Here is a 20958-nt window from a genome sequence, read left to right as displayed (position 1 = left end):
AGCGCGTGCTGCGTGATGCGCGTGCGCGTCAGCGGCCGGGCTTGCGCGCGGCCTGAGCCCGAGAAACCTCCAGCCCGGGTCAAGGCCGATCAAAAAGCGACAAGCGCGGCTACAGCGACCGCAATATTTGCCTTATCCGCGCAATTGCTTTGAAAATCTGTTCTGATTCGCACTGAAAATCCTTTGACGGGGGCTGCGCAGATGACGCTGGCGGAACTCAGCCTGAAACGGCCGGTAACCGCAATCATGGTCTTCGTCTCGATGACCGTGATCGGCCTGATCGCCGCGTTCCGCCTGCCGCTCGAGGCGATGCCGGACATCCAGTTCCCTTTCATGTTCGTCGACCTGCCGTACCCGGGTTCGACGCCGAGCGAGGTCGAGCGCACGATCACGCGGCCGGTCGAAGACGCGCTGTCGACGCTGACTGGCATCAAGAACATGAATTCGAACTCGACGCCGGAAGGCGCGCAGATCTTCATCGAGTTCAAATGGGGCCAGGATGCCGCAGTCAAGGCGGTCGAGGCACGCGGCAAGATCGATGCGATCCGCGACCAGCTGCCGAGCGACCTGAAGCGTTACTCGGTGGAGAAATTCGGCACCGGCGACCGTCCGGTGCTCGGCATGCTGATTTCCTCCGAGCGCAACCTGACCAACGCCTACGACCTGCTCGACCACAAGCTCAAGCGCCAGCTGGAACGCCTGCCCGGCGTCGCGCGTGTGCAACTGCAAGGCGTCTCGCAGCGCGAAGTGCAGATCGAGATCTCGGCCGAACGCCTCGGTGCGGCCAGCGTCAGTCTCGATGAGCTGTACCAGAAACTGTCGACCGCGAATTTCTCTGCCTCTGGCGGCCTGATCAAGGACGGTGACCTGCGTTATCACGTGCAGCCGGCCGGCGAGTGGCGCAGTATCGACGACATCCGCCAGCTCGCGATCAACGAGCGCGGCCTCAAACTCAGCGACATCGCCGACATTTCGTTCAAACCTGCGCGTGCCGATTACGAGCTGCATCTCGACACGCGCCCGGCGGTGATCCTGCGCGTCTACAAGGAGCGCGCGGCCAACCTCGTCGATGTCGGCCGCCGCGTCTGGGACGAGATCGATCGGATCAAGCAATCCGGCCAGATCGACGACCTGCAGCTGGTCGCATTCAACGACCAGGCCGCCGGCGTCACCGACAGTCTGAAGCAGCTCGGCAAGGCGGGACTCGAAGGTACCCTGTTGTCGGTGCTCGTGTTGTTCTTCTTCCTGCGCGACTGGCCGTCGACGCTGATGGTGTCGCTGGCGATCCCGATCTGCTTCGTCATCACGCTCGGCTGCATGCAGATGTTCGGCATCAGCCTCAACATCCTGTCGATGATGGGCCTGCTGCTCGCGGTCGGCATGCTCGTCGACAACGCCGTGGTCGTGGTCGAAAGCATCTACCAGTACCGCGAACACTATCCGGACAAGCCCTGGTATTGCGCCGTGCAGGGCACGCAGATCGTCGGCATCGCGATCGCCGCGGGCACGCTGGCCAGCATCATCGTGTTCCTGCCGATGGTGTTGCGCGAGAAGAACGGCATGAGCATCTTCCTGACCCAGGTCGCGGTGGCGATGGCGATCGCGCACCTGGCCTCGTGGCTCGTCGCGGTCAGCCTCGTGCCGATGCTGTCGGCGAAGCTGCCGCCGCCGAAATTCATCGGCCGCAAGACCGTGATCACGACCGCACAGGATCACTATGGCCGCTTCATCGAGAAGACGCTGGCGCATCGGCGCTGGACCATGCTCGGCCTGCTCGCGCTGCTGCTCGCGAGCTTCGTGCCGATCAGCCAGACCAAGGTCAACATGAACGGCGGCGGCCCGTCGAAGTGGATCTTCTTCCAGATGAACCTCAACGGGCTCTATCCGCTGTCGCAGATGCGCCAAAGCTATGCGACGCTGGAGCACTGGCTCGAGGAACACCGCAAGGAATTCCATCTCAAGAACGTCTACGTCTTCTACAACGAGCAGGGCGACAGCGAGATGGCGGCGTTCCTCGACGACGATGCGCCCGATCAGACCCAGATCGTCGAAGCGATCCGCAAGGGCATGCCCAAGGTGCCGATCGGCGAAGTCGTGATCGGCTTCGAGGGCGGTGGCGGCAGCAGCAGCCAACAGCCGAGCGTCGGCATCAACCTGACCGGCGATTCCGGCGCGCAACTGCGCGAACTGGCGAGCAACGTCATTCCGATCCTGAGCAGCCTGCCCAGCCTGCGTGATGTGCGCGCACAGCAGAACAGCAGCAACCGCGAAATCGCCGTGCACGTCGACGGGCAGAAGGCGAAAGCCATGGGCTTCTCGGCGAGCGACATCGCGCAGTACATCGGCATCGCGCTGCGCGGCTTCCGCCTCAAGGACTATCACGGCGGCGAGGGCCAGGTGCCCGTGTGGCTGCGTTTTTCCGGCAGCGACACGCAGAGCCTGGACAATCTCTCGGACTACAAGCTACGCCGCGCCGACGGCACCCAGGTGCCGCTGATGTCGATGATCGACGTCGACGCGCGCAACGCGGCGGCGACGATCCAGCGCCGCAACCGACAGACCAGCTTCGCCATCGTCGCCAACTTCGCCGAAGGCAAGACGCCCGACGACGCCCGCAAGGAGATTCAGGCCGCGATGGGCAAGATGGACCTGCCGCCCGGCTACAAATGGAGCTTCGGCGAGAATTTCGACCGCGACGACGAGGCCGGCAGCACGATGCTCTTCAACACGCTGATCGCGCTCGTGCTTGTCTACGTCGTTATGTGCGCGATGTTCGAATCGCTGATCTATCCGGCGGCGATCCTGACCACGTTCGTGTTCTCGATCTTCGGCGTGTTCTGGCTGTTCTGGATCACCGGCACGACTTTCTCGGTCATGGCCTCGATCGGCGTGCTGATCCTCATGGGCGTGGTCGTCAACAACGGCATCGTCATGATCGTGCACATCAACCAGCTGCGCCACGACGGCATGGGTCGGCGCGAAGCGCTGGTCCGCGGTGCGCGCGACCGCCTGCGCCCGATCCTGATGACGATGGGTACGGCCATCCTCGGCATGTTGCCGCTGTGCCTCGGCGATGCGGCGATCGGCGGCGATGGCCCGCCGTACTATCCGATGGCGCGCGCGATCGCCGGCGGCCTGATCTTCTCGACCATCGTCAGCCTGCTCGTGCTGCCGACGATCTACTCGCTGCTCGACGATGCGAGCCTGTGGGGCAGGCGCGTGCTGCGCGAAACCCGCACACGGCTGTTGCGGCCTGCGTGATCGTTCAGTTGTGCAGCAGGAACAGGTAGCTTGCCGCTGCCCAGCTGAAGTTGCGTGACTGGTGGCCCTCGCCGGTCAACGGGTCGTAGTTCTCGTACATCGGTGCCTGTTCGGTCAGGCCTTTCGCGTTGAGGATCAGCTGTTTCGCGATCTCGTCAGCTTGCCTGTCGAAGCCATAGCGTTTCAAGGCTTCGACGCCGAACCAGGCTTGATCGATCCACACCGGGCCACGCCAGTAACCCTTGATCGGCGAAAAGCGCGGATCGTCGGCGGCCAGCGTGGGGAAAGGAAAACGGGTCGAGAATTTTTTCGGATCGAGCATCGTGTGCGCGACGACTTGCGCCTGTTCGGGTGTCGCGACTCCCGCCCACAGCGCCGTCCAGCCTTCCGAGCCGTAAATGGGAACGAATTTGTTGCGGCCAAGTTTCACGTCGAAGAAATAGCCGCGTGACGAGTCGAACATGCGCTTCTGGATCGCGGCCTTCATCGTCGCGGCTTCCCTGATCCACTGCTCGCCTTCCTGCGTCTTGCCGAGTGCGTTGGCAATTTCGGCAAGTTCGAGTTTCTCCAGATAAAGATAGGCGTTGAGGTCGGCCGATTCCTGATCCATCGACCATGCGCCGTCGCTGTTCCTGAGCATCGCGATCGCGTCGAAGCGCGCGCCGTTGTCCATGCCACTTTCCCATTTGGCGGCGATCTTCGTTCCGTCCGTCGAGCCGTATTCGGCGAGGCCGTTATGGTCGTGGTCGCGTTTGGCGAACCACCAGCGGTGATAGCGCACGAGCTTGGCGTACATCTCGGCGAGGAAAGCCTTGTCGTCGGTGGCACGATGGATTTCGTGCACCGCCCATGCGGCCAGCGGCGGCTTCGTATCGCGCCAGTTGTTGTTCGCCTTGTCGAGATAGATGCAGTCGGGAACCATGCCGTCGTCGGCCTGGTAGTCGAACATCGCGCGCATCTGGTCGCGCGCCAGCGCGGGTGCGAAACGCGCGAGCGCGACCGCATGCTTCCACGAATCCCAGGCCCAGAAGCCGTTGAAGTCGGGATTGGAATAGGAAGGAATCACGCCGTCGTGGTGAAGGTCGCCGTGTGCCGCGCGCCAGTTGCCGAGCAGGGTGAGGATGGATTTCACCGCGATGCGTCGCGCGGTTTCATCGGGCACGCCCGCCAGCCGGCTGGCATCGACGGTTTTCAGATAGCCGGACCAACGTTCGCGGTTCTTTTGCCAAGCCTGCGCATAGTCGACTGCCGGTGGAGTTTCGCTGCGCGCGTCGTAGACGAAAACCTGATCGAGATAGACGGTTCTCGCTTGGTTGGCTTCGAGGTGGAGCGGATGCTTCGTGGCGAAGTGGTAACTCGACGCAGTGGTCGCAAGCTGCACTGCCGGATCGCCGTCGATGTGCAGCTTCGTGATCAGTTTCGAGTTCGAGTTCGCGAAGCTCTGCGCGATCGTGCCGTTGGCTTCGTCGACCTGCAAGTGCGCCGAGGTCAATAGCGCATTGTTGACACGCAGATCGATATCCCGATCCTTGTCCGAAGACAGATCGATCCGCACGAGCGCGCGCCCGGAATCGGCAAAGAAAAGCGTCTCACTCACTTGCAGGCCGGCCGAAGAGAAGCGGCGAACGAGGTAACCGGGAAAAGCGTGGTCTTCGATCCGGGGCAGTGGAAACGGTTTGTGACTGGCTGCATCCTGCAACGACAGCACGGCGAAGCTGCTGCCGATCCATTGCCCCTCGCCGAGGCTGTGCACGAATGGCCCAATGAATCCACGGTAATGGTCGGACGCAGGCGGCAAGCTGTATCCATGCCATGCACCAGCGTCGAAGAAGATGTTGAAGCTGCGGTCCTTCACCGACTTCGGCGCGCCGTGCATGTCGAGGACATCGACATACTTCTCCTGGCCCGCGACGGAAGGCATCGCCGCAGCCAATACGGCAACGTTGGAAAAAAAAGCCGCCGCGAGCACAAGGAGGAATCGGAACGCGGCGGTAAGACCCGAATCGAAAGTCGTTGCCATCGAAGGTACGGGGAACGAGGAGAAAAACCGCGTGGAACTGAGAACCATGTGTTTCTTCCCGCGCCTTCGAATGATTGGATGGCTGCCGAGGGCGAGCTGTCCTCAGAACTTGTACTTCACCTGGAAATTGACCTCGCGTCCTTCGATCGAGCGCGCGAGGATCACGCCGCCGCCGCTGGCGAAGCCGAACAGGCGCGCGTTGCCTTCGGTGATGCCGATCTGGTTGGTGACGTTGGTGCCGCGCAGGGTCAGCACCCAGTTCTTGCCGATGTTGGCCATCGCGCCGATCGCGAGATCGTAGTAGTGGCCGAGCGGCTGCTGGGAAAGCTGATCGCCATAGCGGTTGCCGACGTACTCGTAGGTGGTCCACAGCTTCACGCTGCCCCAGTCGGTCGGGATCGTGTAGGCCGGCGTCAAACGGTACTGCACCTTGGGCTGGCGGTCGAGCGGCTTGCCCGTGATCGTGTCGCAACGATCGCTGCCGTCCTGCGCGGTGTAAGGTACACAGCCCTGATAGTCGGAGTAGTGGCCGTCCATGTAGTTGCCGCCGAACGCGAGCGAGAGATTCTCGATCGGCGTGAGCACGAGCTGCGCATTGAGTCCCTTCGTCTTCGAACCGTACAGGAGATTGATTTGCCCGGTGTCGAGCGTGATCGAGTACGGGATGCCCGTGAACTGGCGGTCGTAGGCGGCGATGTCGGCGTAGATCCACGATGTCTGGTATTTGAAGCCGACTTCGAAGTTGCGGATGCGTTCCACCGGTACGCCGGGCAGGTTGACGACACTGTCGAATCCCGGGAAGAACACGCCGCGGTTCGCGCGCGCATAGACGCTCATGTTGTCGTTGACCAGGTAGTTCGCGCCGAGCGTCCACGACGAAGCCGTCTTCGAGTACGACGGATGCAGATAGTCGTTGGTCAGATAATAGGCGTTGTTGTTGTAGACCGTGTACGGGTTGGCGTCGAGATCGCCCGTCGTGCCGTTCTGGAACCAGCCACTGTTGTTGTCGTGTTGCACGCGCATGCCGCCGTCGAAGCGCCAGTTACCGATGTTCCACACGTCGCTGAAGAAGAACGCCGTGCTTGTCGCGCGCCAGTATTCGTTGAACGTCATCCACGATTGCGGAGAGTTGTTCCAGAACAGACCCTGCTTGTCGGTGAGTTGATAGGTGTGGCTGCCATCGCTCAGGCTGACGACGATCGGGTTCGGATTCGACTTCGCCTGCAGCAGCATGTTGAGGCCGTCGTCCTCGGTGTGCGCGATCGAGTATCTGGCCGTGTAGTTGCCGAGCGTCAGCGTGTTGCCTTCGAACAATTCGCGGCTCAGGTGAATTTCGTTGCTGATCGAATTGATGCGCTTGTGGATGTACTCTGGATTCTGCACCGAGATGCTTTCATTCATGTTCGCGGCACCGCCGTTGCGGTAGGTCGCGGTCGCGGTGAGGTTGGACGGCAGGCCGAACGCATCGACGGAGTCGGAGATGAAGCTTCCGAGCGTCTGCGGATTGGCACCCGTGCTGAAGAACGAGTTGATGTCCATGTTGCCGCCGAGCAACAGGAACTTGTCCGACAGCGACCAGCCGTTGCCGAACTCCAGGTCGAGATTGGTGCCGACCAGGTGCAGGTTGCCGCCTTCGCCGTTGGCCATGTCGATGCCGACACCGCCCGGCTTGCAGCCGGCAGTGAAGCAAGGCTGGTCCTCGAGGAACTGATAGCGATCGGCCTTGCTGCCGAACGTACCGGTCAGCGGATCGAACCCGGGCCAGGGCGAGAACTTGCCCGGTGCGGGATTGTAGATCGGCGTGTCGGTGACGAACTGGTTCTTGTCCTTGAGCAGGCGCGCGAACACGAGCACCGAGCCGTGGTCGAGATCGTGGCGCAGCGTTGCGGTGAGCTGGCCGCCGTTGTCGGCGGGATATTGCGGATCGCGCACGCCGTCGGATTTGCGCCAGAAGCCGCCGACGCTGCCGTACCAGCCCTCGGCGATCGGGAAGCCATAGAAGCCGTCGAAACGCCACGAGCCTTCCGAACCGTAGGTCAGGCCGACACTGCCCGACGGCGTGCTCGTGCCTTCGCGCAGGATGAAGTTGGCGATGACGCCCGGCTGGCCGTTGCCGTAGAGCACCGAGGGACCGCCTTGCAGCGCTTCGAGGCGGTCGATTGTGTCGTCGAGGCGCAGCATTGCGTCGGTGAAGTAGTCCCAGCGCGGAAACAACGGCGCGCCGTTGACCGCGAACGTAGTGAACGGCGCACCGCTGTCCGAGGGGAAGCCGGCGACTTCGATGTTCGCGCCGGTCTGACCGCCCGAGGATTCGGCGAATATGCCCGGAGAAATTTTCAGCAGGTCGGCCACGCTGACCGGGTTGGCTTCCTTGATCTTCTCGAGGTTCGCCGTCGTCACCGAATAGCTGGCCTCGATCTTCTTGATGCCACCGGCGTTCGCGTTGCCGGTGACGACGATCTGGTCGAGCTCGCGCGTGGGCGCATCGCCCGCATTCGGGCTCTGCGGCTTGGCCGGCGCCGCTGCCGGTTGTGCGGCTTGCGTGGATGCATCCTGCGCATGTGCGGCAACCGCAAACAGCGCGGTGGCGATCGCGCAGGTCAAGGCGCAGCGGTGGATTGATGTTCTGTTTCGCATTGGGGCTCCCTCGGTCGATGGGTATGCTTTTGTTCGTCCGCACACGGCGAAGACAAAACAGGTCTTGGCGTTTGGACGTCTGAATTCTTTTCTGGATCGGCGGCAATGCCGTGGCTTTCTGCGCAACGAATCTTCGATTGAAAGATTCGCATGCAAGAAAAAAACTCGCATCCTGCAAATCGCCGGTTATGCCTGCACAGTGATCAGTTGCGCCGGCAATTTATCGGACGAGGATTCGGCGCTACCTCGCAGCCACGAGAGCCTGCGTCAGCACCTCGACCAGATGGTCCGCATTGGCGCGGCTGAAGATCATCGGCGGACGCAGCTTGAGCACGTTGTCGCTGGGACCTTCGGTGCCGATCAACACACCGCGCGCCTTCATCTCGTTGTTGATCCGCTTCGCCAGCGCGGTCCCCGGCGTTTTGGTCTTGCGGTCTTCGACGAGTTCGATGCCGAGAAACAAGCCCATGCCGCGCACGTCACCAATTGCGTCAAAGCGCGTTTGCAGTTCGCGGAAACGCTGCAGCAGATAGCCGCCGATTTCCGCTGCGTTCTCGCGCAACCGATCGCGTTCGATCACGTCGAGCACCGCCAATCCCGCCGCGCAGGAAACGGGATTGCCGCCGAACGTGTTGAAGTACTCCATGCCGTTGTCGAACGAGTCGGCGATTGCGCGCGTCGTCACCAGTGCGGCCATCGGATGGCCGTTGCCGATCGGCTTGCCCATCGTGACGATGTCGGGAACCACGCCCTGCGTTTCGAACGCCCACCAATGGCTGCCGACGCGGCCGAATCCGACCTGGACTTCGTCGGCAACGCAGATGCCGCCGGCGGCGCGCACCATGGCGTATACTTTTTCCAGATAGCCGTCGGGCAGGAACACCTGGCCGGCGACGCTCGGAATCGACTCGGCAAGGAACAGGCCCGGCGCGCGGCCTTGTTTTGCCATAGTCGCGATCTGCTCGGCCACGCTTTCGGCAAAGCGCCCGGCATGTTCCGTGATCGGCCATTCGGTCGGTGCGCGATAGCTGTCGGGAATCGCCGCTTCGAACACGTGCGCCGGCCGGCCCTTGCCACCCTTGCGCTTGTACTTGTAGGCGCTCAGATCGATCAGCTCCGGCGTCGTGCCGTGATAGCCCCAATCGAGCACGATGGCTTCGTTGCGCCCGGTATGGGCACGTGCCATGCGCAGCATCAAGCTGTTCGCCTCGCTGCCCGAGCAGGCGAAGGCCGACACGCGCAGTTCGGCCGGCAGCGTTGCGCTCAGGCGCTCGGCGTAATCGACGATCAGGTCGTGCAGGTAGCGCGTGTTGGTGTTCAGCGTCGCTGCCTGTCGTGCGATCGCTGCCACGACTTCGGGGTGCGCGTGGCCGAGATGGCAGACGTTGTTGAAACAGTCGAGATAGGCGCGGCCGCGATCGTCGATCAGCCACACACCCTGGCCGCGCACGAACTTGATCGGCTCGGAATAGGAGATCGACAGATTCGGCAACAACGTCGTCTTGCGCGCCGCCACGATCTGCGACTTCGTGCGTCCCGCGTGCGCGAAGGTTTCCACCGGAAGACCGATAAGATCGACTGGGTCCGGAAACAATTCGCTCCACACATCGAGATAGCGGGCTTCGCCAGCACCCGGAATATCGCGTGCCGCAAGCGACGGATCGGTCGATATCTGCAGATGCATATGCGGCGCCCAGCCGCCGTTCTCGGACGGTGGTCCGATCTCGCCGACGAGGTCGCCGGCGGCGATGCGATCTCCCGGTTTGAGGCGCGTGGCCGCTTCGTGCGCGAGGTGGCCCCACAATGTGGTGAACGCAGGGCAATCCTGTGCGGCATGGTCGATCGCGACCGAACATCCGTAGCCGAGTGGTTCGGCTTCGATTTCGATGCTCCTCACCACGCCCGCCAGCGGACAGTACAACTTGGTTCCCGCGGGCACGAAGAGATCGAGACCGAGATGGCGGTCCCGGCGCTGATCTTCGATGAACCTGGATTGGAAAAAGTCGCTCGTGTAGACGGTGCGCGCTTCGCCCCAAGCGCCGACGCCGAGCGCGATCCCGTGTTCGGCGCAGTAGGCTTGCCACCAACGACTTGCCTCGTCGGGTTTTTCTGCGGCCGAAGCCGTGGCCATCGGATGACCGGGATCGCCGAACGGCACGATGGCCTTTGCCAGCGTTGCCGGGTGGCGATCGAGGACCGAAGTGAAATTCCGCGAGTTCGCCGCGATCCAGCGCGTGACGGCGCGTGCGTGCGGAGCCGCATCGAAACCGCAGGCATGGCGCAGGATCGAGATCGCGAGGTTCCGATTCATCGCGCCGAGGCGCTTGAGCAGTCGCCACGCGGGAGCCTCGCTGACGGCGAGATAGGGGTTGTCGTCGGTCTGTTTCCTGCGCGCGGCGGACAGGGTGACGCTGATCGTCAAGCGCATGACGATCAGATCGAACAGGATATCGACCTCTTCCTCGCGCAGCGGATATTCGCGATGGAAGCCGGCCGCAAGCCGCGCCGCGGCGCCGATCGGATCGGACGTGTCGAGCATGGAATAGGCGCAGGCTACAGCCACTTCGGCGATCAGCAGCGAATGCAGCGCATCGCCGAAGTCGATTAGTCCGGCAACTCGTTGCGGCGAATCCGCATCGACCAGCACGTTCCAGTCGTTGGCGTCGTTGTGGATGACCTGCGCGCGCAGGTAAGGCAGGCGCGGTGCCACGGTCGCATCGAAATGATCGAGGAAGCGCAGCAGCAGGGCGCGATCGCCGTCGTCGTGGACGTGCGCGAGCCGCTGCCGCGATTCGCCGGCACGGCGAATGTCCCAGTCGAAACTGCGCAGCGCGCCCGGATGGATGAAACCCTGCAGCGCGCGGTCGAGGCGGCCGAGCGCGGCGCCGAGATTCTCCAGCAGCTCCGGCGTGCGTTCGCTCTCGGCGAGTGGCTGGCCGGGCATCCACTCGACAAGGCGCATGGCATGACGCTCACCGCCCGCGCCGACGGCGTAGGCGAGGGGCCCGCCCGACACGGTGTTTCGCAGGCGCGGCAGGGTGACATCGGGCCGGGCTCGATCGAGGTGCTGCAGCAACGCGATCTGGAACGCGGTGTCGGTTGCCGGTTCGCTGGCGTTGAACAGCTTGAGCACCCAGTCGCCGTCGTCCGACGTCAGTCGGAAATTCTGGTCGCGCTCGCTCGCGAGTTTGCTCACGCCGCCGGAAACTCCGAAATGGTCGAGCGCGAAGTGCTTCGCCTCGTCCGGCGAAAATGTCGGCGCGGGATGGGTAATGTCGGTCATGGTCGTATCGATTTGGAACCTGTCCTCAAAGCTACTGCGCTCGATAATTTGCGCGCCGGCGGTGCTCGGAATCCTCACATACTATTTGTATGCTCCGGTTCCTGCGCTCCGGCGACGCGCAAATTTTCTTCGCTCGCTACGCTTTGAGGACAGGTTCTGGAGCTTGCGGAAGATTGGCATGCAGCGAAAAATCATGCATCCTGCAAAACGCCGGTTGCACCTGCACAGTGATGATTTGCACCGGCAATTTATCGGTTCGCTGCAAAGGGGTATGCGATGAAGGAGCTCGACGACAAAGACAGGGACATCCTGCGCATCCTGTCCAAGGAGGCGCGCATTCCACTGAAATCGCTGGCGGCGCGCATCGGACTCTCGCGCAGCGCGACCACCGAGCGCATCGCGTTGCTGGAGAAGAGCGGGGTCATCCGCGGCTATCGCGCCGATATCGGCCAGAAGACGGAGACGAATTTCATCGCGGCCTTCCTGCTGCTCACGCTGACACGCACGCCTTCCATCAACGTGCTCGATCAGCTTGCGCGGTATCCGGAAGTCCGGCGGGTGTCGTCGATCAGCGGCCAGCTCGATCTGATCGTGGAGGTTGAGGTGCCATCGATAGACGGACTGAACACGTTGCGCGATCTGATCGCCGCGCACCAGAACGTCCAAGACCTGACCACGTTGATCGTGCTGCGCCGGGATATCGACCGCAGCAGTTTTCTCGACCGGGCAGACTGAGTTCCAGCCGCTTCAAGCGGAGCGTCAGCCGCCAGTCTGCGTTTGCACTCTGCTACGTTGGTGAAAGTAGAAAGGCAGCGCTGCAAGCAGAAGACCTGCGCCCCAGAGCAAGGCTTCGACACCCGTGCCGACAAGCGCCCAGATCCCGTAAACCAGTGCCAGCGTAGCCACGGCAAGACGCCATGTGGAAGGTGCGGGCGCGCGCAGCTCCAGCTTGAACATGGCCGCGGCGCTGGACGAATACGGCATCAACGCCGCTGCATTCGACAACAGAACCGACGCGGTGAACACCGAGACGAGTGAACCGGTGAAATTTGCGCTGACGAGCAAGGTCGCGAATGCGCTGCCGACGACAAGGCCGATGCGTGGCGTGCCGTGTGCATCGACCTTGGCGAAATATGCCGGAAACAAGCCGTCACGCGCTGCTGCGTACGGTACCTGGCCCTGGACCAGAATCCAGCCGTTGAGTGCGCCGAGACAGGACACGGCCATCGCCACCGCCATCGTGATTCCGGCGCCCGTGCCCCACAGTCGCGATGCGGCATCGGCGAACGGCGCGGTGGATGTCGCCAATGCGTTCAGAGGCATCAGGCCGAGCACGACTGTGCAGGCCGCGATCGTCAGCAGCGCGGCCAGCGCGACGCCGATGAAAGTCGCGCGCGGTATCGTCTTTTGGGCATCGGCTACGTGTTCGGCTGGAACCGTCGCGCATTCCATGCCCTGGAATGCCCAGACCGCGAGCGCAGCGGTCGTCGTCGTCAACGGCAGCCAGTTCAGTCCGCTCGGGTTGAACGGCACGAACGATGCAGCGTCGAGTCGGGTCGCACCGACGGCGATCACGATGAACAACGGCAGGAGTTTGATGATCGTGACCACGAGCTGGACGATGCCCGCAGTGCGCACGCCGGCGAGATTGCATGCCGTACCGAGCCACAGCACGATCAAGGAGCAATCGGTCGCCCGCGCGGGCGTGGCGAGTTCGGGAAAGATCGATGCCAGGCTGCCGCCGAAGGCCACGGCGATCGCGGCCACGCCGCACCACGCCGAGATCCAGTAACTCCAGGCCATGATGAAGCCGGCGAAATCGCCGAATGCGATGCGCACATATGCATACGGACCGCCGGCGACTGGATGCCGGCGCGCGAGATAGGCGAATACTCCCGCCAACAGCAATGCACCTGCCGCAGACAGGGCCCAACCGTAGAGGCTGGCCTGACCGTAGGGCGCCAACGATGCGGGCAGAAGGTAGACCCCTGATCCGATCATGTTGCCGACGACGAGCGCAGTCGCCGACCACAGGCCGAGTGCACGCGGCGAGGAGTTCATGTGGGTGGGTTGTTCTTGGTGTGGAATGGCTGCGGCGGCATCGAAGCAATGTCCGTGACTCTCCGGTTTCCCCGCATTATTGGCACGCTTGCGAAAACACGCACCCCGCAAAGCGCCGGTTACGCCCGCACTATGATCGCTCGCGCCGGCATTTTATCGGGCCGGAGCAGGGCGCTTGTTGAAAGACCTAAGATGCAGGCGTTTTTGATTCTGTGGAATTGTTTTCATGTTTCGATCCTTTCTTGCGACACTGACGATCATCCTCGCGACGGCGTCGGCCGGTGTCGCGGCACCGGTCGATACCGCGGGTCCGCATCCCGCACCCCTGCGCGGAGCGGCGTTGCTGCATCAGCGTGAGCCCATGAGCTTCGGCGTGTTCTATTACCCGACGCAGTGGCCGCGCGATCAATGGCAACGCGATTTCGCCGGCATGGCCAAGCTCGGTTTCGACTTCACCCACATGGCCGAATTCGATTGGACCTATCTCGAACCCGAGGAAGGTCATTTCGATTTCGAATGGCTCGATCATGCGATCGATCTCGCGGACAAGAGCGGGTTGCGTGTCATCCTCGGCACGCCGACGGCAGCGCCGCCGAGCTGGATGGACGAGCGCTATCCCGAGGTCTATCGCGTCGACGAACACGGCCAGCGCCATGAGCATGGCATTCGCGCGGAAGTTTCGCTGAGCAATCCAAAGTATCAGGCGTTCGTCACGCGCCTCGTCAACGCGATGGCCGAGCGCTACGGCAGGGACGCACGCGTCTGGGGCTGGCAGGTGGACAACGAGCCCGGCACGTTCAACGACTACAGCGACAGCGCGCGTGTGGCGTTTCAGACGTGGTTGCAAAAGAAGTACGGTAACATCGATGCTATGGGGAAGGTCTGGGCCGGCTCGTTCTGGAGCACGCGCTACACGAGTTTCAAGCAGGTGCATATTCCGAACGCGATGCTCGCTGCGGAGGACAAGCTCAGCCCGCATGCGCTGCTCGACTTCGCGCGCTTCCAGGCCGACACGCAGGCACAGTTCCTCGACGAGCAAGCGCGAATCATCAAGAAGCACGCACGCGTCGGACAATGGGTGACGGCCAACTACACGAATGTCACCGAGGCTACCGATCCGCGCCGCAGTCACGCTCTGGATTTCCCGACGTTCACGCTCTATCCGGTCGCCGGTGCCAACGTGCTCGGTGGCGACAGCTACGCGATTGGCAAGCCGGCCAACCTGATGGAAGCCGCGGCGTATTTCCGTTCGATCAACGGCACGTTCGGCATCATGGAAATGCAACCCGGCCAGGTGAACTGGGGCGAGATCAATCCGCAGCCCACACCTGGCGCGGTCGGCATGTGGATATGGCACGCGTTCGGCTCAGGTGCTTCGTTGCTCGGCACGTATCGCTACCGCCATCCGCTGCGCGGCAGCGAGATGTACCACGAGGGCATCGTCGGGACTGATGGCGTGACGCTGTCACGTACCGGGCGTGAATTCGTCGAGGCGATGAAGCAGATCAAGGCGGTCGAACCGCAGCTCGACGCGAAGGCGACGCTGCCGAAAAAACTCGCGGCGCGCTACACCGGCTACCTGTGGAGTCATGACGCCTTCTGGGACACCGAGATCCAGCCGCAGACCTCGCTGTGGAAGAGCTGGCCTTATCGCAACGGCTACACGCTGGCGGTCAAGAGCACCGGCGCGCCGATGGATTTCATCGCCGAAGACGACGATTTCAGTCGTTACCCATTCCTGATCGCGCCGGCTTACCAGATGGTGGGCAAGTCGCTCGCGGAAAAATGGCGGCGCTATGTCGAGCAAGGCGGCCATCTGGTCCTGACCAGCCGCACAGGTCAGAAGAACGAACTCGGCCATTTCCATGAGGGGCCATGGGCGCAGCCGATCCTCGATTTTATCGGTGCAGACGTCGAGGGGTTCGACATGCTGCCGGCCAGCGCGAACGGCGAAGTGACATCAGGCGACAGGAAGCATGCGTGGCATCGTTGGGCGGACATTCTCGCGCCGCGCGCGGGAACCAGCGTGCTCGCCACCTATGCCGATCACTACTACGCCGGCACGGCCGCGGCGACGACGCGCAAGCTCGGCCGCGGCAGCATCACGATGATCGGCGTCTCGACCGATGATGGCGAACTGGAACGCGAGATTTTGCGCGGCGTCTATCAGCGCGCGGGCGTGGCGATCGACGATCTGCCCAAGGGCGTGTTTCTCGACTGGCGCGGCGGCTTCTACGTCATGTCGAATTACAATCCGCAGCCGTTTTCGCCGTCGCTGCCTTCATCGGCGCGCGTGGTGCGAGGGCAGATGCCGCTGGCGCCTGCGCAAACGCTTGTGTGGAAGGAATCGGCGCAATAGCGGTGCTTCTCAGGGCAGGGTTTCGACAGCCACGGACGCAGCGGCTGCGAAGCGATCTTCGAGTGACGCAGCCTGTGTTGTTTGCGCGAACCATGCCTTCATGAGCCGTGTGAGTTCCGACTCGGGCGTTGCCGTGCCGCGATCGCGCATGCGCGAGGCGAGGCGCTGCACCTGGAAGTTCATGCGCCGCTGACGGTCTTCGGCCGGCGTTTCGAGGCCGGCGAAGAATTCGAATTCGACGAGCAGGTCGCGCGCCGGATTTTCGTCCTGTTCCGCGGCTGCCGGTGCCGCGGTCGCACGCGCGAAGCGGGCATCGAGTGCCGCGGCGAATTCGGCCGGGGCAGGGTGCTCGTTCCATTGCGCCACGACGGTGTCCGCAGACTGCGCACCGGTTTCGATCGCGCGCAGCAGGGCATACTTCGCCAGCGCATCGGTATAACGCGCGAGACGCTTGCGTCGCGTGGCGCCCTGCAAGCTCGATTCGATGGCGTCGTGCGCCTTGCGGTAGCGCTGCTCGAACGCGCGATCGGACGGGCCCAGCGCGTGCCAGCGCGTGTCGATGTCGCGCAACCGCGCTTTCGTCTCGTGCGCGTCATCGCCACGCAGGGCCTCGATTTCGGCGAGCAGGTTTTCCGCCTGCGTGCGCATCGCCGCCGACTGTTCGTCGCGCTGCTTGCGCGCCGTGTCGAGCTGGCCGAATGCGGCATCGAGGGCGGCGCGGAATTCCTTCCACAGGCGCTGGTCGCTGCCGCGGCGGCCTTGGCCGAGTGCGGTCCACTGCGTCTGCAGCTCACGCGCGTCGCGCGCAACGGCGCGGCCGTCGCTTTGCTGCTGCAACGCCTGCGCGCGCGCGACGAGTCGTTTTTTCGCTGCGTCAACTTCGTCTGAGTGTATGTCCAGACGCGTTGCCAGTTTGTCGATTGCGGCCTTGAGCTGCTTGGCCAGCGCGGTGCGCGTGCGCGGATCGACGCCGTCAAGCGAACGCAGCGCTTCGCCGAGCTTCAGCCGCAGTTGGCCGGCCGCTTTCCAATCACCGATCTCGTCCGGCAGCGCGGCGGCCTCTTGCAACAGCTTCTCGATTTCGCCGGTATGCGACTTGCGCACTTCATCGCGTTTGTCGAAATACGCCTTGGCCGGCTTCAGCACGCGATGGCAGAGGGCGTGGAAACGCCGCGTCGACCCCGATTCGGCGTTGGCGGAAAGGCCCTCGGCCGCATCGAGGCGCTGCCATTCTTCGCGCGCCTCGCGCACGCGCAGCGCGAGCGCGTCTGGGTGCAGGCCGGACTGAGCGAGCCGCTCGACGTCCTCGCAGAGCATCTCGCGCCGGCGCCGGTTGGCCCAGGCCTGCTGTTGCTTGAGTTCGGCGTAGTGTGCGTGCAACGGCACGAGCTTGGCTTCGAGCGCGGCAGGCAACGGCACGACCATCGCGCCCAGGTTGAGCAACCGATCGTGCAACGCGTGTGCTGCCGACACGGTGCCGGCTTCGAGCACGGCCGCATAGCGTGGCAGGGTCTGCTCCATTTCGTGCAGATGCGCGCGGCGCAGTTCGCGCTCGCGTTGCGCTTCGCTGGCGGCGTTGGCGAGTGCGGCATCGAAGCGCGCCTGCGATGCGAGCATTTCGATGCTCGGCGCGGCGACGACGGTTTGCGCCTCGGCTTGGATTTCCTCGGCGTCGGGTATGGTCGCGCGAGCAGGTGGATTCTGCACGTTGATCCTGGTCTGCCGCACGAGTGCATCGGCGCCGCAGTAGCGTGCGAGCAGATCGGTCGGCACCGCGTTGCCGAGCGCGCTCCAATCGCGCACGATCGCGTCGTAAACCGTATCGTCACTCGTGGGCGCACGCACCAGTGCTTCCATGCGCTCGCACAGGGCGCGTGCTTTTTGCGCGACGGCGGCGACGTCACCGCTGCCGATGCGTTGCGCTTCGATCAATTCTCGTGCGCGACGGCTGACTGTCTTGTCGGTCTTGCGTGCGCGTTCGGCGATGCGCTCAAGCGCGGCGGTATCGACGACGCGTTCAAGCGCGGCGAGGCGGATCGCGGCATCGGGATCGGCGATCGCGCGCTCGGCGATAAGGGCAGGGCGCGTCGCCTGCGCGAGCGCACTGGCGCGCAGGTTGCGGTCGGTCGCTTGGCTGGCGACCCGCTCGAGTTCGTCAGCACTCAGCGTTTCGAGTTCGGCAATGCGTCGCGGCAACGCCGGTACGCGCGCGTCGTTGGAGCAGAGCATGGCGAGATAGGCATCGCGCGCCGTGCGGCGCACGCCGCCATCGGCGTCGCCGGTCGAGCGTTCGCGCCAGGCTTCGTAATCGCCGAGACGCTTGAGCGCAGCCAAGCGCACGCTTGCATCGGCATCGGAGCGCACAATCTGGGGCAGCGCAGCAATCAATTCCGCGTCATCGGCGGAGGCGACGGCAACGCGGCGCACCTCGGCATTCTTGTCCTGCCACTTGGGTTTGAACAGCAGGCGCGCGAGATTCATAGGAGCTTGCTCAGGATGCGGATACCGGCGAGGTATTCGCCAAGGATCATGCCGAAGTTGCCCAAAAGGAACACGAGCAGGGTGCGTGAGACGCGGTTCTTCCACCAGCCGCGCCAGTCGATCACATCGTCGCGCAGCGATTCGAAATCGGCCACGCGTGGTCGGCGCAATGACATCTCGACCGCCGCAGCCACCGCGCCGACCGGCACAAATGGACGGAACGGCTTGAGCGGTCCGACCACGAATGCGGTCAGTGCGCTCAGGATATGGCCGCCGCCAAGCAGGACGCCGAGCGCGGCGAACCCTCCGGTGAACAGCACCCACACCTTGATCGCCTCGACGCCGAAATGCGCGCCGCGCGTGAACGTGTAGGCGATCGCGCCGATGATGACGGCGAGCACGCCGAAGCCGATCCACTTCGGCAACGAAGAGGCCGGCGGCGTCGCGTTGAGCGATTGCGTGAGCCTGGCCGGCTCGTCGTGCTGCGCTTCGATTTCGCGCGTCATGCCGGCGAGGTGTCCTGCACCGATCACCGCAAGCACTCGTTTGACCGGCGCGCCGAGCGCCTGTGCCTTCGCACTTTCCTCGCGCAGCCGCGCCGACATGAAGCTGTCGCGCTCGGCGATCAGGCTGCGGAACAGCGGCTCGGACTGCTCGGCGAATTCGCTGAACGCACTCTGCAGCATGTCGCCCTGCTTGAGCTTCTCGATGTCGGCTTCGGCGACTTCGCCGCGCTCGAACAGGCTCGCCACGAGCCCGCCGAGCAGGCCGAAGCGTTGCAGGAAACCGACGCTGCGATAGGCGCGCTTGAGCGTCGTCGCCACTTCGCGGTCGATCAGCCACACCGGCTTGTGCTGTGCCTCGGCGAGTTCCGCTGCGGTCTTCATCTCCGCGCCGGGTTCGATGCCGAACTGCTCAGCGAGACGGCGCTGGTACGCAGACAACGCGAGGTTGGCTGCGACCATGCCGGCCTTGCCCTGGCGGATGATCTGCAGCAGATCGAGATTGCGCCAGGCTTCGCGGTCGCGCAGCGCGCGGTAGCGCGTATCGCAAAGCTCGACCGCGATCGCATCGAAGTTTTCCGCTTCGATCAGTTCGCGCACGGCAGCGACCGAGGCGCGCGAGACGTGTGCGGTGCCGAGCAGGGTGTATTCGACGCCGTCGCGGGTGATGCGTGCGAGCGGCTGGTCGGTGACGGGCGTAGGAGAAGAAGCCAGATCGTTCATTGCTTGTTTTTGCCGTCGTTTCTGCGGTTTTCAACCGCTGCGGCGACGAAAGGATGATTCAGTCGCGGAAACGCTTGAGCAGATCCGCATAGGCATCGATGCGTCGATCGCGCAGAAACGGCCAGATGCGCCGCACGTTTTCGCTGCGCTGCATATCCACGTCGACGATCAGCAGCTCGCGCCTGTCGGTCGAAGCCTGGGCGAGGAATTCGCCCTGCGGCCCGGCGACAAAACTTGAACCCCAGAACTGGATTCCGCGCGCGCCGTCGGGAGCCGCCTCGAAGCCGGTGCGATTGCAGGCAAGCAAAGGCAAACCGTTGGCCACGGCATGGCCGCGCTGCACGGTGATCCAGGCCTCGCGCTGACGCGATTTCTCGGCATCGTCGTCACCCGGATCCCAGCCGATCGCGGTCGGATAGAGCAGCAGGTCCGCGCCGGCCAGTGCCATCAGGCGCGCGCCTTCCGGATACCACTGGTCCCAGCAGACGAGCAGGCCGAGCTTGCCTACCGAAGTTTCGATCGGCTCGAAGCCGAGATCACCCGGGGTGAAGTAGAATTTCTCGTAGAACGCCGGATCGTCCGGGATGTGCATTTTGCGGTATTTTCCACAAATATCCTTTGCAGCATCGAAGACGACGGCAGTGTTGTGATAAAGGCCGGCGGCGCGGCGCTCGAACAGCGAAGCGACGACGACGAGCTTCAGTTTCGCGGCGAGCGCGCCGATACGCTCGGTGCTCGGTCCGGGAATCGGCTCCGCGCGGTCGAATTCGGCCACGCTTTCGTGCTGGCAGAAATACGGCCCGTTGTGCAGCTCCTGCAGCAGGACGAGTTTCGCGCCGGCTTTGGCCGCTTCGTGCAGGCCCGCTTCGATCGCGTCGAGGTTGGCTTCGCGGCTGCCGCGGTCGGTTTCCTGCAGCAGCGCGATGCGCAGTGTCTTGTTCACTTCAATACTCCTGACGGCAACTGCATGGTCATGCAGTGCAGACTGCCGTTCTGCCAGATCAGCGGGCGGCAGGGGATGGGGATGATTTCGCGGCCCGGATGCGCGGCGCCGATGATTCGTGCGGCTTGCGCATCCGCCGCATCGTCGTACGCTGGAACCAGCACGGCGCCGTCGACGATCAGATAATTGGCGTAGGACGCGGCGAGGCGGCGACCGTCGTCCAGAATCGGTTTCGCCCACGGTAGGGCGTGCAGGCGGTACGGACGGCCGTCGATCGTGCGCAGCGCAGCGAGTTCCTCGCCCATGCGCGCGAGTTCGTCGTAGTGCGCGTCGCTCGCGTCGTCGCAGGACTGGAACACGATCGCATCTTCCGGCGCGAAGCGCGCGAGCGTGTCGATGTGCGCGTCGGTGTCGTCGCCTTGCAGATAGCCGTGCTCGAGCCAGAGCACACGCTGCGCGCCGAGCTTGTCGCGCAAAAGCTGCGACATTTCCTCGCGGCTCTGTTCCGGGTGGCGCTGATGCAGGCAGCGCCAGGTAGTGAGGATCGTGCCTTTGCCGTCGGATTCGATCGCGCCGCCCTCGAGTGCCCAGTCGACGCGCAGATGCTCTGCCGGCGTGAACACGTCGCGCACGATCAGGTTGCCGATCAGTGCATCGTCACGGCTCGCGCCGAACTTGCCACCCCAG

General features: G+C 63.6%; 11 protein-coding genes. 3 read left to right on the top strand and 8 right to left on the bottom strand.

From position 1 onward, the window contains the following. Positions 1-201: 201 nt before the first annotated feature. Positions 202-3261 carry an efflux RND transporter permease subunit gene (locus VF497_RS02465; RefSeq protein WP_330885916.1) on the top strand — a complete coding sequence of 1020 codons (3060 nt, stop codon included), beginning with the start codon at positions 202-204 and terminating at the stop codon, positions 3259-3261. A 4-nt stretch (positions 3262-3265) separates the two neighbouring features. On the opposite strand, the gene VF497_RS02460 is transcribed toward VF497_RS02465, so the two are convergent. The 3 genes from VF497_RS02460 to VF497_RS02450 all read right to left on the bottom strand — a co-directional run bounded on the left by VF497_RS02460 (position 3266) and on the right by VF497_RS02450 (position 11201). Continuing rightward, positions 3266-5182 (bottom strand): MGH1-like glycoside hydrolase domain-containing protein, encoded by a 1917-nt coding sequence (locus VF497_RS02460; protein WP_330885914.1) that lies wholly within the window; start codon positions 5180-5182, stop codon positions 3266-3268. A 201-nt stretch (positions 5183-5383) separates the two neighbouring features. Then, on the bottom strand, positions 5384-7885 hold the full coding sequence (locus tag VF497_RS02455; RefSeq protein ID WP_330885912.1) for a TonB-dependent receptor: 2502 nt from the start codon (positions 7883-7885) through the stop codon (positions 5384-5386). Between the two features lie 274 nt (positions 7886-8159). After that, positions 8160-11201 carry an aminotransferase class III-fold pyridoxal phosphate-dependent enzyme gene (locus VF497_RS02450; protein WP_330885911.1) on the bottom strand — a complete coding sequence of 1014 codons (3042 nt, stop codon included), beginning with the start codon at positions 11199-11201 and terminating at the stop codon, positions 8160-8162. Positions 11202-11477: 276 nt separating this feature from the next. On the opposite strand from VF497_RS02450, the gene VF497_RS02445 reads away from it, so the two are divergent. Further along, a complete protein-coding gene (locus VF497_RS02445) occupies positions 11478-11936 on the top strand; it encodes an Lrp/AsnC family transcriptional regulator (protein ID WP_330885909.1) in 459 nt (152 codons plus the stop codon). 24 nt (positions 11937-11960) lie between these two features. Here the strand turns inward: VF497_RS02445 and VF497_RS02440 are convergent, their stop codons facing one another. Next, positions 11961-13262, bottom strand: a complete 1302-nt coding sequence (locus tag VF497_RS02440) for an amino acid permease (RefSeq protein WP_330885907.1) — start codon at positions 13260-13262, stop codon at positions 11961-11963. A gap of 226 nt (positions 13263-13488) precedes the next feature. Here VF497_RS02440 and VF497_RS02435 point away from each other — a divergent pair, with 226 nt between their 5' ends. Then, complete coding sequence (locus VF497_RS02435) at positions 13489-15621, top strand: beta-galactosidase (RefSeq protein WP_330885905.1); 2133 nt, start codon at positions 13489-13491, stop codon at positions 15619-15621. 9 nt (positions 15622-15630) lie between these two features. Here the strand turns inward: VF497_RS02435 and VF497_RS02430 are convergent, their stop codons facing one another. From VF497_RS02430 to VF497_RS02415, 4 genes are all read right to left on the bottom strand, one after another. Further along, complete coding sequence (locus tag VF497_RS02430) at positions 15631-18102, bottom strand: DUF349 domain-containing protein (protein WP_330885902.1); 2472 nt, start codon at positions 18100-18102, stop codon at positions 15631-15633. Beyond that, entirely contained in the window at positions 18099-19328 is a 1230-nt protein-coding gene (locus tag VF497_RS02425; protein WP_330885900.1) for a TraB/GumN family protein, read from the bottom strand. Before VF497_RS02425 ends, VF497_RS02430 begins: the two co-directional genes overlap by 4 nt. A gap of 58 nt (positions 19329-19386) precedes the next feature. Further along, positions 19387-20271, bottom strand: a complete 885-nt coding sequence (locus tag VF497_RS02420; protein ID WP_330885898.1) for a carbon-nitrogen hydrolase — start codon at positions 20269-20271, stop codon at positions 19387-19389. Further along, positions 20268-20958: agmatine deiminase family protein (locus tag VF497_RS02415; protein ID WP_330885897.1), on the bottom strand; the 691-nt coding region annotated here is incomplete at its 5' end. The genes VF497_RS02420 and VF497_RS02415, both read right to left, overlap by 4 nt.

This window comes from Rudaea sp. (genome assembly GCF_036383415.1).
Lineage (GTDB): Bacteria > Pseudomonadota > Gammaproteobacteria > Xanthomonadales > Rhodanobacteraceae > Rudaea.
Note: the sequence above shows the minus strand (reverse complement) of the source record. Positions and strands in the feature narration are given on the sequence as shown.